The organism is Methanopyrus sp. KOL6 (genome assembly GCF_002201915.1).
Classification (GTDB): Archaea; JAADCQ01; Methanopyri; order Methanopyrales; family Methanopyraceae; genus Methanopyrus.
In genome coordinates, this window is record NZ_CP019470.1 from 53,045 (window position 1) to 66,256 (window position 13,212).

Genomic DNA, 13,212 nt, shown 5'->3' on the forward strand with positions numbered 1-13,212 from the left:
CGCGGAGGGTGGGGGTCCGGCCGCAGCTCAGTCTGGCTAGAGCGCGGGACTGTAGATCCCGTGGTCCCGGGTTCAAATCCCGGCGGCCGGACCAAGCCGGGAATCGTTATGAAATCCATAACGAGCCCAGGTCGTGGGACGGAGAATTTGATGTTCTATCCGCAACACCACAACTCAGATACCAAAGTCCATGACGACATGCGGTACTACGGTGGGGGCGAGTTCGACCACTTTCGCTGAGTTTTTAGGAAGGTATTTGAGACGACTCGTAGCGGGGGGTAAGTCATGAGGGTAACGTGGTTGGGTCATGCGGCGTTCGAAGTGGAGATCGACGGAGTCAACGTGCTCATCGACCCGTTCTTAAGCGGAAATCCGAAGGCGGCCAAGTCGCCGGACGAGGTGGATCCGGACCTCGTCCTCGTGACTCACGGTCACGGCGATCATCTGGGCGACGCCGTCGAGATCTGCAAGCGCACTGGGGCTACGTTGGTCGGAATTTACGAGATCGCCATGTACGCCAAGGGACAGGGCGTCGAGAACGTGGAGGAGATGAACATCGGCGGCACTATCGAGGTAGAGGGACTGAGGATCATCCAGGTACCAGCATGGCACTCCTCGGAGATCGTAGAAGACGGTGAGATAGTCGCCGGCGGCACCCCAGTGGGTTACGTAGTGTCCGGTGAGGAGGGATCCGTTTATCACGCGGGCGATACCGGTCTGTCCATGGACATGAAGCTCATCGGTGAGCTCTACGAGCCAGAGGTGGCGCTGCTACCGATAGGCAGCAGGTTCACCATGGGACCCAAGGAGGCTGCTAAGGCCGTGGAACTGATCGAGCCGGAGGTGGTGATACCGATGCACTACGGGACCTTCCCACCGATCGATCAGGATCCTGAGGAATTCGAACGGGAGGTGAAGGAACTCGGGCTGGACGTGGAAGTCGTGATCCTGGAGCCTGGAGAGTCGTACGAAAGGTAGGGATGACGAGCACCTTTCCGACCGAGTGGTGAGGACCGCCGTCGGGCCCGACCTCCCTCATTCTACTTTCACGATTTCACGGTTGATCATCTCGACGAACCGCGCCGCCACGAACCCCATCACACACGCTGCGATCACCACGCCCAGGAACCCGATACCGAGGTACGGTAGGAGTAACGATGACACCAAACCCGCCAGAACGAGGAGGGCCAGAGAAACTGCCACGGGTACCGAAACCCTTTTCGGGCGATCGAGCGCGTCGTCGGCCAGTCCCAGGAGGCCTACACGCCATGGCAGTAGGCATCCGGCTGCCCCTGAAACCGCGATGGCTGGAGGAAGGAGTTTCACGACACGCTCAGGATACGCGAGTGCTTCTATTCCGAGCAGAGTCACCGAAGCCGATCCACAGAGAACACACAACTTCGTTATTCTGCGGATCACCTCGTGCTCCGGTCGAACGTCGTCTATGGTGGTCACACGCAGGGCTCCTCTTAGTGCCCAATTGAGCTTGTGGCGGATCTTCGGGTCCTCGATGTCCTTCACGATTCTATCTATAAGGTTCCGCTCTATGTCTTTTGCCACACTTCCGTCCCCTCGGATCAGTATCCACAACCTGTCGATACGACGGAAGATCCCTACGGATCGCCTGTAACCGTACGCCCGGATCTCTTTTATCTCGGCGTCCTCCGGTACGGCCGCGCTCAGCTCTTCCTCCAACTTGCCGAGTTCGGGCCCATGCTCCGATAGTTCGGTCTTGATCGCTCGCCAAACTCTCCGAGCTCCTTCTGACGGGCTCACGCGCAACATCAGCACACCCGTGGTACTGGATCTCCAACGGGCTTTTCCACTATTCTCCGACCACCGACTTCGGTTTCCATCTCGACGCGCGGTGTGCCCTCTTCCACGATTCCTATCACCTCGGCGTTTTTGCCGACCTCGGTAGAGCGGATCGCGTCGAGCACGTCATCGACAGTATCCGGACGGACTCCCATAACGACTTTGCCCTCGTTCGCCACCTCCAGGGGGTTGACACCCAGCATCTCCGAAAGCACTCGGACCTCTTCCCGAATTGGAATCCGCTCCTCCTCGATCACGATCCGTACACCCGACTTCTCCGCCATCTCGTTCAGTGCTCCGGCGAGGCCCCCTCGGGTGGGATCCTTCATCGAAGTGACACCACCGACTTCGAGCGCTGCGTTGACGGCCTCCCATACCGGGGCCACGTCGGACTCGAGATCAGTCTCCAATCCCTGCTGAGCAGCCAGAATCGCCATCCCGTGGTCTCCCACCGTACCCGTGACAATGATCTTATCACCGGGCCTGAGACCACGGTCTCGGACAAGCTCGACGATCTCACCCACACCGGTCATGGTGACGACGATATCGACGCCCCCAGTGTTTCCGACTTTAGTGTCGCCGGTGATCAGATGAGCGTCCAACTCGCTCAGTACCTCGTCGATCGAACGGTATACAAGCTTCAAGTCATCGATAGGGAACCCCTCGCGCACGACGATGGAGCACGCGAAGGCTACGGGCTTCGCACCCATAACGGCGAGATCGTTGGCCGTACCCGCGGCCGCGAGCTTACCCACATCTCCCCCGGGGAAAAACGGTGGGTCCACGATATGCGCGTCGGTTGTCATCACCATCTCACCGTCGACGGAAGGGAACGTCGCTCCATCGTCGAGGTCATCCAGCGTAACCGACCCTTCGCCACGCATCGTCAGGTTAGGCAGCAGCTCCTCCTTGATCAGGGACTCCATGAGTTCCCCGCCGGCCCCGTGTTCGCGGCGTACTTTACTCAAGCCAGTGTTTCCCCCGCCAGCTTTTTACGGCCGGGTAGATCGGCCGATCTGGGGGGTTCAGTTTGGGCGTATGGCACGGGCGCTCACTACGTAAGCCGACCGGAGGAAGGATTCGGCCACACCGGAAGAAGCGGAAGTTCGAAATGGGTAATCCTCCCACGGAGACGCTGGTAGGGGAAGAGAGGAAACTCAAGGAGCGACGCGGCATGGGTGGCAACGTCAAGAAGGGTCTCAAGTTCGCAACGCACGCCAACGTAGCCGACCCGGAAACGGGTGAGGTGAAGTGCGTGAGGATCGAGGAAGTTGTCGAGAACCCAGCGTCCCAGTACTACGAGCGTCACGGGGTGATCACTAAGGGAGCGATCATTCGAACTGAGATCGGGCTCGCGAAAGTCACGAATCGACCAGGTCAGGAACCCGTTGTTAACGCTGTCCTCATCAAGGAGGAAGAGGAGAAAGAAGGTTAAGGGAGCAGTCTCTCGGCGAGTTCCGCCATCCCTTCTCCCGTCTTGATGCTCGTGAGGTATACCTCGAGGTCCGGATTTATCTCCTTAGCCGTACTGACCATTGTCTCCGGAGAGACACCGCAGGCATCAGCCAGATCGATCTTATTAACGACCAACACGTCACCCCTCCGGATCATCATCGGATGCTTACCGACGACGTCCTCACCCTCCGTTGCCGAGACTACGATAACGCGCAGGTGGGCGCCAATGGGGAAATCGGCTGGGCACACGAGGTTTCCCACGTTTTCTATGAACAACACGTCCACCTCGTTCAGGTCCGTCAGTTCCTCGAGATGTTCTAAACCGTGTTGTACCATATGAGCATCGAGGTGACACTCACGACCCGTGTTGAGACCTACCGTCGGTACCCCTAGGTCCTTGAACCTGCTCTCGTCGTACTCGCTCACCACGTCTCCTGCGATAACTGCGAAGGAGTACTCGTCCCCGTACTCCTTCACGATCCACTCGATGAGCGAGGTCTTTCCGGAACCGATAGATCCAAGCACCTCCACTGCCCGGACGTTATGCTCGTCCAGTGTTTCCCGAACCTCGCGGGCCAAATTACGGTTGACTTCGAGCAGATCTTCGGAGACGTCGACTTCAACCTTGTGCATGCTGCTCACCCGGCACCTCAAGCCGTACGGACTCGATCGAGCAAGCATCCCCACCGTCCAGCTCCACCGCTCGGGAGCCACATTTCGGGCATTTAAGGTCCAGCAGTTCGGTTAACTCGGACATACCGAGCGCGGTATGCAGCGAAGGATCCTTTAGACTTTCGTTTTCCGGGCGCCATTTGTGCCCGCATTCCACACACTTGAAGTACCCACGTTCGATCTCGATCTCGAACTTCGCCCCCTCTACGGGCGTTCCTTCCGCGAGCACTTCCAGGCAGAACCGCAGTTGCTCCGGATTCAGTAGCGTGAACTCGCCTATCCGGAGTCGAACCGAGAGTACCCTTTCGGCACCTCGCTTTCGCGCGACGTCCAACACGGTTTCGAGTACTGACTGAGCCACGCTCAGCTCGTGCAAGATGACCTCACCCTCGGAACTTAAAGCACGATCATGTCCGTGATCTGGGGGATGAGGAGTGGCCGGTAAGCTCGTGCTCGTAGGAGCTGGACCCGGAGATCCAGAGCTGCTCACCTTTAAGGCGGCTCGGGCCATCTCGAGAGGTGATGTGATACTCAAGGACCGGCTGGTACCGGATGAGATAATCGAGGAACATGCGTCGGAGGACGCCGAAATCATAGACGTAGGGAAGAAACCCGGGGGCGAAGGGTGGACACAGGAGGAGATCAACGAGCTCATAGTTCGGGAAGGGACCAAGGGAAAGACCGTTGTTCGCGTGAAGAGCGGAGATCCGTTGATATTCGGTCGTGGGGCGGAGGAGATAGAGGTGGCATTGAAACACGGAATGGATGTCGAGGTCGTGCCTGGGGTAACCTCGGCCATCGGCGTACCGACGTCCCTGGGACTCCCTCTCACTCATCGAAAGTGTGCTTCAAGCTTCGTCGTCGCCACGGGACATGAGGATCCTTCGAAACCCGAAAACCGCGTCGATTTCGGCGCTTTGGCCGAGGCCGCGGACACCCTGGTGGTGCTGATGGGGGCCCGACGTCTTCGGGAAATAGCCCGAGAGATCCTGGAAAGGCGGGGGAACGAGTCCGTCGCTATACTGGAGCGAGGGACCACCGAGCAAGAGCGTGTCAAGGTAGGGACGCTGGAGGATGCAGCTGAAGGTAGGATGAAAGCCCGTCCCCCCGCCGTTGTCGTGGTGGGAGAGGTCGTAGAGTGGTGGAAGGAGATACTGGGTAGGGAGACGCGTTGAAGGCGAAGGTTCGAACGTTCAGGTACCTTTGGCATCTACTATGCGATGCGATCAGCGTACCGACCGTGAAGTACGCGATCGCGTACGTAGCGGCGCTCCTATGCATGGGTACTCTCGGGTACTGGATACTCGAAGGACGGTCGCCGGTCGACGCGTTCTACACCACGGTCCTTATCTTGACGGGGGTCGGGTGCGCCAATCCTCCCACGACACCCGCTGGTGAGATCTTCACGATAGGCCTCCTGGCCGTGGGTCTCGGGGCGCTCATTCACATCATTTCGAGAATATTCGCCGCACTTCTGCGGGGAGACGTTCTGTTGCGTATCAAAGAGAGCGACGCGATGGCACGGATAGAGCGCATGCGCGATCACGTGGTGGTGTGCGGGTACGGCAAGAAGGGTCGTGAAATAGCCCGCAACTTAGGGGAGCACGGGTTCGAGGTCGTGGTCGTGGACAAAGACTCGGAAAAGTGCGATCGGGCCTTCCGTGACGGCCACCTGGCGGTGCAAGGCGACGTGACTTCGGAGGAGACGCTACTGAAGGCCGGGGTGGAACGTGCGCAGGCCGTGGCACTAGTCACCGATTCAGACGAAACTAACGTCTTCGCCTGTGTGCTGGTTCGCGACCTCAACCCCGACGCGTGGATAGTGGCAGCAGCTCGGTCCAAAACCGGTGCGAGGACCCTGCAACGTGCCGGGGCCGATGAGGTGGTGAGGGTATACGAGGCGGCCGGGATAGTCATAGCCAACAGGTTGATGGACCCCCTGTCGTTCCTGGTGACTGTGAGGCATCCGTTGGAAGATACCTTTCAAGAGTTCCGGGAGATCATAAGACATGGCGGGATAGTCGTCGACGTTCGGTACCACATCCCTCCGTTACCGGAGCCGTTGGTGAAGGACCTCTGGGTAGAGGATGAGAGCGACGTGAAACGGCGCCTGGAAATGCACGAAGACTCGGAGACTAGAGAGGCCCTGGAGAGGCTTCATAGGATGTCGGACGACGTTCATTCTCACCGTATCATAGTCCGGCGGGAAGAGGACAAGGAAAAGATCGTGGAAGCCCTCCGGAGGCTCGGTTTCCTGATCGGCGTCGACATGACTCACGGAGAGGTTCTTAAGGAGGTGTTCGAAGTGGAGGCGTGAAACTCACTCCTCGTTCACCAGAAGCGCCGTCTTCGCTACGGCTTCAACGGTGCGTTCTTCGGCCTCCACGACCTTCAAGCCGACTCTTCGGAGCTCCTCGGTGGTGACCGGACCTATACTCACAACCGGCTCCGGAATTTCGGCAGGATCCACGCTCTCGAGGAAACACCGCGCGGTGAACGCGCTCAGGAAACATACCACGTCGAACTTCCTCGGGTTCACCTCAACGCGTTTGGGTTTGAGGTCGTATATCTCAAACTCCTCGACCTTAACCCCGCAGGACTCAAGTGTCCTTCTGAGGTCCTCCGTTCTCCGTCTAGAACGGAGCGCCAACACGGCATCGTATTGACGGAGTTCTTCGGCCAACTTTCCGGTCGTATATTCGGTAGGTATTACGTCTACGCGCAGTCCAGCTCGTTCGAGCGCCTCGCGCGTTCTGGGACCGACAGCGGCTATATCGACATCTGAGCGTTGCAATTCTTCAACCTCTTCTTCGGAGAGAAACTCGATGGTGCGCGGGCTGGTGAAAGCTACCGCGTCGTACTCGGATAGTAACCTGACACTTATCTTAGGACGGTCCAGCGGTACAAGCTCGACGGGACACACGACTTCAGCGTCTAGTCCGACCTTTCTGAAGGCTCGAACCGTTTCACTCTCGAGACCCGGTGCTCTAACGACCAGAGCCCTCAACTCTTCCTCCGCTCCCTCAGCTTCTCGGCAATCATGAGGAGAGTTTTCCTCTTCGATTCCACCTTATCCACGATCAACCTCCCCTTGTCGTCCCACCACCGCTTCGGGTACCGCTTATCGCGCTGGACCTCGGGGTTCAGGCCTAGCTTCTCCGCGATGCGACGGAGCTCGGTGAGCCGAGGATTCTTGACGGCTAACCGTTTCGGGACTTTACGTCCTTCGGACCTCGACCTGTCGGCGTCGAAGTATGCCGGCCACACTACGATCCTGTCTTTACCCTTCAACCTGATAGTCGGGGTCTCGGCCACGGTTCGTCCCCCTCGGGAGAGCTGGCACGATCGGTATCAAGGGCATCTTCCTTCGTTTTGAGGACGTTGTGGACGCATGGTTGTTCGCCTCGGACTCGTTCTCCTTAGGCTCAATCCCTTCCTGGGTGTTCGAGACCTTAACGGACTGGTTTTGGGCCTCGGCTCCGTTAGAATTAGTCGGTTGTACGACGACCGCGGTGATCGGAACGGAAAGTATTCGAAGTACGTGGGTACCCACCAGCGGCACTTCCAGTACTTGCCCTCGGTAAGCTAGCCATGCGAACGGTTCTTTCACTATACACATAACCGGAACTCCGGCTTCAGCCAGGTGTCGACATATTTCTAATACGTCGGATAACGTGGACGCCAGGAACACGTAGAATCGCACCTTCAGCCCACCACCGACGTCGACGGTTCTCTCCCCCTGGAAGAACTCGTCGAGCCCGGGTGGCAACTTTCCGTCGGTTGGGACCGGGAAGAACAGCACGGGTATAGTTGAAGAGTACTGCTCCAGCGGGTTAAAGGCGTCCTGGATAGCCCGCGATATGTTCAGCTCCAGTGAGTAAGCAGGCACCAGATAGTAGTCGTGCTTCCAGTCGTAATCCGGTCCCTGAATTGCGGAGCAATCTTTCACGACTAAGTAGCGTCCGTTGCTCGTCGCACCCATGACCACGACGGCGTGCATCATAGGCGGCACGACGACGAACCACCTCGATACCGTGACTAACGGTGCGTAGAGTACCACTCCGATGGCGTTAGGATGCTCGGAGTCCGCCGCCAGCGAGATCAGCGATGGGAACCACGGTGGATCCGTAGATGCAGTGGGGGCGTCGTATTGGGGGTCCTCGACCGGAATGTTCGTGGTCCTGACGAACCACTCCTCGCGCTTCTCGAGGTCCTCCGGGGTCAACTCATTGCCTGCGGTGGGCTTCCACCAACCTTTGGCTACGGCTACGTTGTACAAGGTTAGGGATGCGAGCTCCCCGCACCACGTGTGATCCGGTACTCCGTCCCCATCTACGTCTCTACCGAAGTCGACCTGACCGTAATCGGGTTCGGGAACGAGGAAGTGCACAGTTTGGGGTTTCGAGAACTTGGCCTTAATCACTCCTTCAGTCGTTTTGATGTTGATCGCGATGAGTTTCCATGTGTGCTCCTGTACACTGATTGCATGCGCCGCCCCTCCCAGCACCATGATAAAGGTCAGAATGGAGAAGGACCGAAGCACGCGGACCACCCCGGGGGATTCGGAATGAAACGGTTCGAGTTAGACGTAGTGTTGCCGGATAAGCCCGGACAGCTCGTAAAAGTCCTCGAACCGTTGTCGAAAATCGGTGGTAACGTGATCAGTATATCTCATTCGCGAGATGGTGACCGCGCCCGAGTGCATATAGTGTTCGAAGCCACGGAAGACGTCGCCCGTGAGTATTCGCGGAGCATCAGTGAGTTAGAGGGTGTCAAGATCCTGCGGTTCGGTAGGGGGCCGGGGCACGAGACGGACGTCGTGCTGATAGGGCACATCGTAGACACGGATATTAAGGACACGATCGACCGGGTGAACACTATACAGGGCGCCCGCGTCGTAGACGTCGACTTGGAGATGCCGGATCCGGAGCGGGAGTCGTCCGCGGGATTCACGCTCATCTACGAGGACGAGGAGGCACTGAGGGAAGCCGTCCAGACCATCGAGGAGATCGCTGAAGAGAAGGATCTCGTAGCCATCTTCCCGGTGGAGGTGATACGGTGCGCCAGGCGCGCCTCTTCGTGATCGGCCTCGGGGCTGTTGGACTGGGACTAATGCGACTTCTGGCCAAGAAGCGGGACGCGTACGCCCGGGAGTTCGGCATCGACGTTCGCGTGGTAGGAGTCGCGGATTCTCGAGGCGTCTGGGTGAAGAACGACCTTAACCCGGCCGAAGTGCTGAAGGCTAAGCGGGAACTGGGTACCGTGGCGGAGGTCGGTGAGAGCGGCGATGCGTTGCAGGTCATGGAGGAAGTGGAGTTCGACGTTCTCGTGGAGCTCACGCCCACCGATATAGAAACGGGCGAACCCGGTCTATCACACATCATGAAAGCCATAGAGTTGGGTAGGCACGTGGTAACTGCGAACAAAGGACCACTGGCAGTGGCTTACGGGGAAATCATGGAGGCGGCCGAAGAAGCCGGCGTCGTCGTGCGTTACGAGGCTACGGCTGGCGGTGCCATGCCTGTGTTCAACCTCGTACGCGAGACGCTGAAGAGTGTGGACATACGTTCGATAGAGGGTGTACTCAATGGCACTGTCAACTATATCCTCACCAGGATGGAAGAAGAAGGTATATCTCTGAAGGATGCCATCGCCGAGGCGCAATCTCGTGGGATAGCCGAAGCGGATCCGAGTATGGACATCGAAGGGTGGGATACCGCCTGTAAGGTTGTCATCCTCGCGAACGCCATCTTGGGACTAGACTGCACCATCAAGGACGTTGACGTTACGGGTATCGAGGACGTCACACCTGAGGCCATTCGGATCGCGGAGGAGCGTGGCTACAGGATCAAATTAATCGGTCGAGCGGACAGCGACGGCGAGCTCTCGGTACGTCCGTGTCTGGTGCCGAAGTCCGACCCTGTGGCCAAGGTGAGGGGCGTCATGAACGTCGTGAGACTCGAGACCGACGTAGCTGGGGACATTTACGTGTCGGGTCGGGGCGCCGGTCCCTTAGAAACCGCTAGCGCCGTCATGAGTGATGTCCTCTCCATTGCCGAGAACGTTGGCTAGTTCCGGTCCGAAGAATTCTAATTCGTGATCTCAAACCAATTATCGCCACCCCAAGATCTCGAGCAACGCTCTAACTGGATCCCAAGTAATCCATCCTTCGTTCTCCTCTACGTGTTCGTCGATGACGTCTAGTATTTCGGCTATGGTGGGGGAGCTACCTAGGGATCCCTCCATAGTCCTAAGGATGTCCTTGGAAAACCTCTCGACCAGCTTCTGGTCGTGGTTAAGCAGGGAATCTACGCGATAACGCAACGTTTGGGACATGCTCTTCAGAGCTTCTACGAATGCCTCATCAGGACGTTCGACGGACTTCTTCACCGCCTGGGCGAATCCGGGGACGTTCAGACCTATCTCTCGCTTGTAAACGTGGACATGTTCTAAACCACGAAACGCCACTAACGCGACGTTTTCTGGGATCGGGCTATCGGACAGGCGGAGACAGGTTGCGTACAGTACGGCACCCAGCTCGACGAGCGGCCTTCCTTCGGACTTCCAGGCTTCTTTACCGGGAGCGAGCTTGCCCCCCAAATAGATGGATGCAGCCCCGGCGGTCGCTACCGTCATCATCTGTCCCATCCCCATCTTCGACACGTTTCGAGTACCCTTCTAGCGGCCTCGCGGTCTCCTGGATCAACCTTCCCTTTATAACCGAGCTTTTCCAGCACGCGCGTGAGGAACGCACGGAGCGTGTCCGGTCTCTCTCCGACGCTCTTGGACTCTCGCCCCGTCACCAGCCTGAGAATACCAATGATCCACGTGTAAATGACGTGTGCTACGGCCATCAAGGTAGCAACGACTAGACCCACAGTTGGGAGCAGAGAGGAGAACTGGTGGCCAGTAATCCCGACGTAGATGGCCGCCGCGCAAACCGCTAGGTCGGCGATCGTGAACCAAGTAGTGGCTTCGATGGTTCCTTCCACGACTATCGCAGAAATCAGTGCGATGCCAGCGAGGACGAGACAAAGCCCCGCTAACGTTATCCACAGGGTGGTGTGGGTCATCGGGACCCCACGTGTTCGGAGTTTGGAAGGACGTTAGCTTTTCTCCCCGAGCAGTAACAGGGTCCCCCGTCATCGCTCGTGAGCCGACTGCTACACTCGCGTGCGACTGCGGGTCCGATCGAGCTCGAACCAAACACACATCGAGGACACCACATCTGTACCATCTGTGAAACGCAATCCAACCGTGATATGCGGGTGGAGAGAACGAAGAGTTGGGATGAGCGCGTTAGTTCTCCCGCTCTACGACCACTTCTTTACTGACGATGGCTGAGCCCAAGGTACGGCTCAGGATACACCGGTCGGCGCCCTTCTCTACAATCTTTCGAACTTCGTCGGAGTCGGTGTCATCCTTCAGTTTCACCCTGATCGTGATCTCTATCGTCACCGCCAGGCGGTCCCAGTCCTTCTTCCCGGTCGTCTCCGCCGTCACCTCGGCGTCGATTCCGGCTTTCTCCAACGCGCGACCCGCGTTCATCGTCACACAAGAGAGAATACCGGCCAGAAAGAGGTGGTACGGGATGACGTGTTCAGGCTCGGCCACTCTGCTGCTAACGAGCTTCATCCTCTCCTCTTCGAATTCAACGGCGCACTCACCGTCACCCAGGAACTCGGCGATGACGTCCGGCATCTCGTATCCCGAGAGTTTAAAATTCTTTGAAATTTTTAAATGTTTTGAGATGATCCTCGATCTTCGCCATGAGCTCACTGTCGACGAGTGTTCGACCGGCGATTCGAAGGATGGGTTCTTCGATTACCTCGCCGAGCACCGTCACAGGACACCCACGCTCGGCGCACACATCGAGGACTTCCTCGACGTCATCCTGGGATACGACGGCGAGGACGTTATCCCAGTTCCGAGTGATGGATGAGTAGGGAACCGAGTTCAAATCCATTCCAACACCGGACTTAGCGCAGACGAGGGCCGCCATAGCTACAAGACCTCCTTTAGTCACGTCTTTTGCCGCTTTCACCAGCCCCCTACGGGCCAACTCTGGGAATGCGTCGAACAGACGGCGTGCTCTTTCCATCCTCTCCTGGAAACTCCCATGGATAGGCTCACCCACGAGCAGGACCGAATCCCCGGACTCGGCCCCGCAGTCCGTGATCGGCTCGGGAGCTACGAGCGGCCCCATCACTGTCATCGATACTTTCGGCTCTTCGACATCGTCCTCGATCATCGTGTTGCCGCCGAGTATCTCGATACCCAGCGCACGCGCTTGTCGTCCTATCCATTTCGCGGCCTCCAGCGCTCCCTTCTCCGTAGGTGCGATGATGGTGTCGACAGCGAATCGTGGCTCCCCTCCGGCCACTAGCACGTCCGTTGAGGCGTGGACAAGGGCCGACTTCCTTACCAACCGGAACGCATATGGACCGTCAGAGCTGACTACGAGCTTTCCATCCACCATCACCACGGCCGCATCGTCGTAGTCGGCTAGACCGACTTCCGCTCGACCGAACTCCGGGAGTAACCTTACCACCTTGACGTCGTCCACGGTGTACCTGAGCACGTGCCGACGCAAATCTTTATAGGAGGAGGTCCCTCGGGCCACCCCGCCCGTCCCCCGTAAGCTCCTTCTCGACCCTCTCTAGGAGCTCTCGGACCTCCTTCCACGTTTCGATCCACTGAACCATCGCCGCATGGTTCAATTCGACCGACGTTCGGCTGAGCTCTAGCGGGCTGGGATCCTCTCCCACCCTACGAAGTATAGTTTTGATCATCCTCCTGAACTCGCTTCTGTCGAGCTTTCTGGGACCTTCCTGGACGAGCTCTTCCTTCTCGACCTCGTAATAGACAACGATTTCCCCATCTGTGAGGACCGCGAGAACGTCCTCCGGTCTCACATCCCGTTCTCTGACGAGGTAGGCGAAGTACCTGAGCAGCTGATCACGGGCTTCCTCGAGCCTCCCTCCGCTGTTTAGCTCACCCGGTCTCTTCGTTTCGATTATCACCCGGTCACGAACGAGGATGTCGATCCTTCTGGGTCTATCTTGGAAGGTTCCGACTTCCGATCCGACTCCTACCTCCAGCATCACGTCACCAGGGCATAAGTCTCCCACCACCTCCAACGCATCCTCCAAAGTGCGCGCGACCCAGTGCTGTAAGAATTGGGAGGGTATCTCCGAATATCCAGCTACTTCGACGGCCTCACGGAACCGCAGGTATAACTCGTCCAGAACGTCCAAGAGGGGGTCCCCC

Annotated in this window: 18 protein-coding genes and 1 tRNA gene; 7 read left to right on the plus strand and 12 right to left on the minus strand. The window is 58.0% G+C overall.

All coding sequences use genetic code 11. The features are described 5' to 3' along the window. The first annotated feature begins 16 nt into the window (after positions 1-16). Both BW919_RS00295 and BW919_RS00300 read left to right on the plus strand, forming a co-directional pair. Positions 17-94 (plus strand) — tRNA-Tyr (locus BW919_RS00295). 191 nt (positions 95-285) lie between these two features. Continuing rightward, positions 286-978: a metal-dependent hydrolase gene (locus BW919_RS00300; protein ID WP_088334687.1), complete on the plus strand. Its 693-nt coding sequence runs from the start codon at positions 286-288 to the stop codon at positions 976-978. A gap of 57 nt (positions 979-1,035) precedes the next feature. Here BW919_RS00300 and BW919_RS00305 read toward each other — a convergent pair whose 3' ends face one another. Both BW919_RS00305 and hypE read right to left on the minus strand, forming a co-directional pair. Then, entirely contained in the window at positions 1,036-1,785 is a 750-nt protein-coding gene (locus BW919_RS00305) for a hypothetical protein (RefSeq protein ID WP_157665782.1), read from the minus strand. Then, positions 1,785-2,783: a hydrogenase expression/formation protein HypE gene (gene hypE, locus BW919_RS00310; protein WP_088334691.1), complete on the minus strand. Its 999-nt coding sequence runs from the start codon at positions 2,781-2,783 to the stop codon at positions 1,785-1,787. Before hypE ends, BW919_RS00305 begins: the two co-directional genes overlap by 1 nt. 62 nt (positions 2,784-2,845) lie before the next feature. On the opposite strand from hypE, the gene BW919_RS00315 reads away from it, so the two are divergent. After that, positions 2,846-3,250 (plus strand): 30S ribosomal protein S8e, encoded by a 405-nt coding sequence (locus tag BW919_RS00315; protein WP_088334693.1) that lies wholly within the window; start codon positions 2,846-2,848, stop codon positions 3,248-3,250. Here the strand turns inward: BW919_RS00315 and hypB are convergent. Together hypB and hypA are read right to left on the minus strand one after the other, a co-directional pair. Continuing rightward, positions 3,247-3,903, minus strand: coding sequence for a hydrogenase nickel incorporation protein HypB (gene hypB / locus BW919_RS00320; protein ID WP_088334695.1), 657 nt, complete (start codon positions 3,901-3,903; stop codon positions 3,247-3,249). The two genes, BW919_RS00315 and hypB, sit on opposite strands and share 4 nt — an antisense overlap. After that, on the minus strand, positions 3,890-4,318 hold the full coding sequence (gene hypA / locus BW919_RS00325; RefSeq protein WP_157665783.1) for a hydrogenase maturation nickel metallochaperone HypA: 429 nt from the start codon (positions 4,316-4,318) through the stop codon (positions 3,890-3,892). Before hypA ends, hypB begins: the two co-directional genes overlap by 14 nt. 58 nt (positions 4,319-4,376) lie before the next feature. On the opposite strand from hypA, the gene cobA reads away from it, so the two are divergent. Together cobA and BW919_RS00335 are read left to right on the plus strand one after the other, a co-directional pair. After that, positions 4,377-5,117 carry a uroporphyrinogen-III C-methyltransferase gene (gene cobA / locus BW919_RS00330; RefSeq protein WP_088334699.1) on the plus strand — a complete coding sequence of 247 codons (741 nt, stop codon included), beginning with the start codon at positions 4,377-4,379 and terminating at the stop codon, positions 5,115-5,117. Next, positions 5,114-6,259 (plus strand): NAD-binding protein, encoded by a 1,146-nt coding sequence (locus tag BW919_RS00335; RefSeq protein ID WP_088334701.1) that lies wholly within the window; start codon positions 5,114-5,116, stop codon positions 6,257-6,259. The genes cobA and BW919_RS00335 overlap by 4 nt, the downstream gene beginning before the upstream one ends. Before the next feature lie 3 nt (positions 6,260-6,262). Here the strand turns inward: BW919_RS00335 and BW919_RS00340 are convergent, their stop codons facing one another. From BW919_RS00340 to BW919_RS00350, 3 genes are read right to left on the minus strand one after another with little or no spacing between them, the layout of a single operon-like run. Further along, on the minus strand, positions 6,263-6,949 hold the full coding sequence (locus BW919_RS00340) for a uroporphyrinogen-III synthase (RefSeq protein ID WP_157665784.1): 687 nt from the start codon (positions 6,947-6,949) through the stop codon (positions 6,263-6,265). Further along, the gene (locus tag BW919_RS00345; RefSeq protein ID WP_088334705.1) at positions 6,946-7,257 is read right to left on the minus strand and encodes a signal recognition particle protein Srp19; all 312 of its coding nucleotides are present in this window, start codon (positions 7,255-7,257) and stop codon (positions 6,946-6,948) included. The genes BW919_RS00340 and BW919_RS00345 overlap by 4 nt, the downstream gene beginning before the upstream one ends. Beyond that, entirely contained in the window at positions 7,223-8,485 is a 1,263-nt protein-coding gene (locus BW919_RS00350; protein ID WP_088334707.1) for a hypothetical protein, read from the minus strand. Before BW919_RS00350 ends, BW919_RS00345 begins: the two co-directional genes overlap by 35 nt. 24 nt (positions 8,486-8,509) lie before the next feature. Here BW919_RS00350 and BW919_RS00355 point away from each other — a divergent pair, with 24 nt between their 5' ends. Together BW919_RS00355 and BW919_RS00360 are read left to right on the plus strand one after the other, a co-directional pair. Further along, positions 8,510-9,025, plus strand: a complete 516-nt coding sequence (locus tag BW919_RS00355) for an ACT domain-containing protein (RefSeq protein WP_088334709.1) — start codon at positions 8,510-8,512, stop codon at positions 9,023-9,025. Continuing rightward, positions 9,001-10,014, plus strand: coding sequence for a homoserine dehydrogenase (locus BW919_RS00360; protein WP_088334711.1), 1,014 nt, complete (start codon positions 9,001-9,003; stop codon positions 10,012-10,014). The genes BW919_RS00355 and BW919_RS00360 overlap by 25 nt, the downstream gene beginning before the upstream one ends. Positions 10,015-10,053: 39 nt before the next feature. Here BW919_RS00360 and BW919_RS00365 read toward each other — a convergent pair whose 3' ends face one another. From BW919_RS00365 to BW919_RS00385, 5 genes are all read right to left on the minus strand, one after another. Further along, a complete protein-coding gene (locus BW919_RS00365; RefSeq protein ID WP_088334712.1) occupies positions 10,054-10,581 on the minus strand; it encodes a hypothetical protein in 528 nt (175 codons plus the stop codon). Further along, positions 10,578-11,015, minus strand: coding sequence for a hypothetical protein (locus BW919_RS00370; RefSeq protein ID WP_088334714.1), 438 nt, complete (start codon positions 11,013-11,015; stop codon positions 10,578-10,580). The genes BW919_RS00365 and BW919_RS00370 overlap by 4 nt, the downstream gene beginning before the upstream one ends. A gap of 226 nt (positions 11,016-11,241) precedes the next feature. Further along, the gene (locus BW919_RS00375) at positions 11,242-11,643 is read right to left on the minus strand and encodes an OsmC family protein (protein WP_088334716.1); all 402 of its coding nucleotides are present in this window, start codon (positions 11,641-11,643) and stop codon (positions 11,242-11,244) included. A 16-nt stretch (positions 11,644-11,659) separates the two neighbouring features. Then, positions 11,660-12,565: an AIR synthase-related protein gene (locus tag BW919_RS00380; RefSeq protein ID WP_088334718.1), complete on the minus strand. Its 906-nt coding sequence runs from the start codon at positions 12,563-12,565 to the stop codon at positions 11,660-11,662. Next, a complete protein-coding gene (locus BW919_RS00385; protein WP_088334720.1) occupies positions 12,540-13,199 on the minus strand; it encodes a hypothetical protein in 660 nt (219 codons plus the stop codon). Before BW919_RS00385 ends, BW919_RS00380 begins: the two co-directional genes overlap by 26 nt. Between the last annotated feature and the right edge of the window lie 13 nt (positions 13,200-13,212).

What these genes read in the sequence shown, in the direction of transcription:
- BW919_RS00300 (WP_088334687.1), top strand. Translation starts at nt 286, where the DNA reads ATGAGGGTAACGTGGTTGGGTCATGCGGCGTTCGAAGTGGAGATCGAC.
- BW919_RS00305 (WP_157665782.1), bottom strand. Translation starts at nt 1,785, where the DNA reads ATGTTGCGCGTGAGCCCGTCAGAAGGAGCTCGGAGAGTTTGGCGAGCG.
- hypB (WP_088334695.1), bottom strand. Translation starts at nt 3,903, where the DNA reads ATGCACAAGGTTGAAGTCGACGTCTCCGAAGATCTGCTCGAAGTCAAC.
- BW919_RS00355 (WP_088334709.1), top strand. Translation starts at nt 8,510, where the DNA reads ATGAAACGGTTCGAGTTAGACGTAGTGTTGCCGGATAAGCCCGGACAG.
- BW919_RS00365 (WP_088334712.1), bottom strand. Translation starts at nt 10,581, where the DNA reads ATGATGACGGTAGCGACCGCCGGGGCTGCATCCATCTATTTGGGGGGC.
- BW919_RS00370 (WP_088334714.1), bottom strand. Translation starts at nt 11,015, where the DNA reads ATGACCCACACCACCCTGTGGATAACGTTAGCGGGGCTTTGTCTCGTC.
- BW919_RS00375 (WP_088334716.1), bottom strand. Translation starts at nt 11,643, where the DNA reads ATGCCGGACGTCATCGCCGAGTTCCTGGGTGACGGTGAGTGCGCCGTT.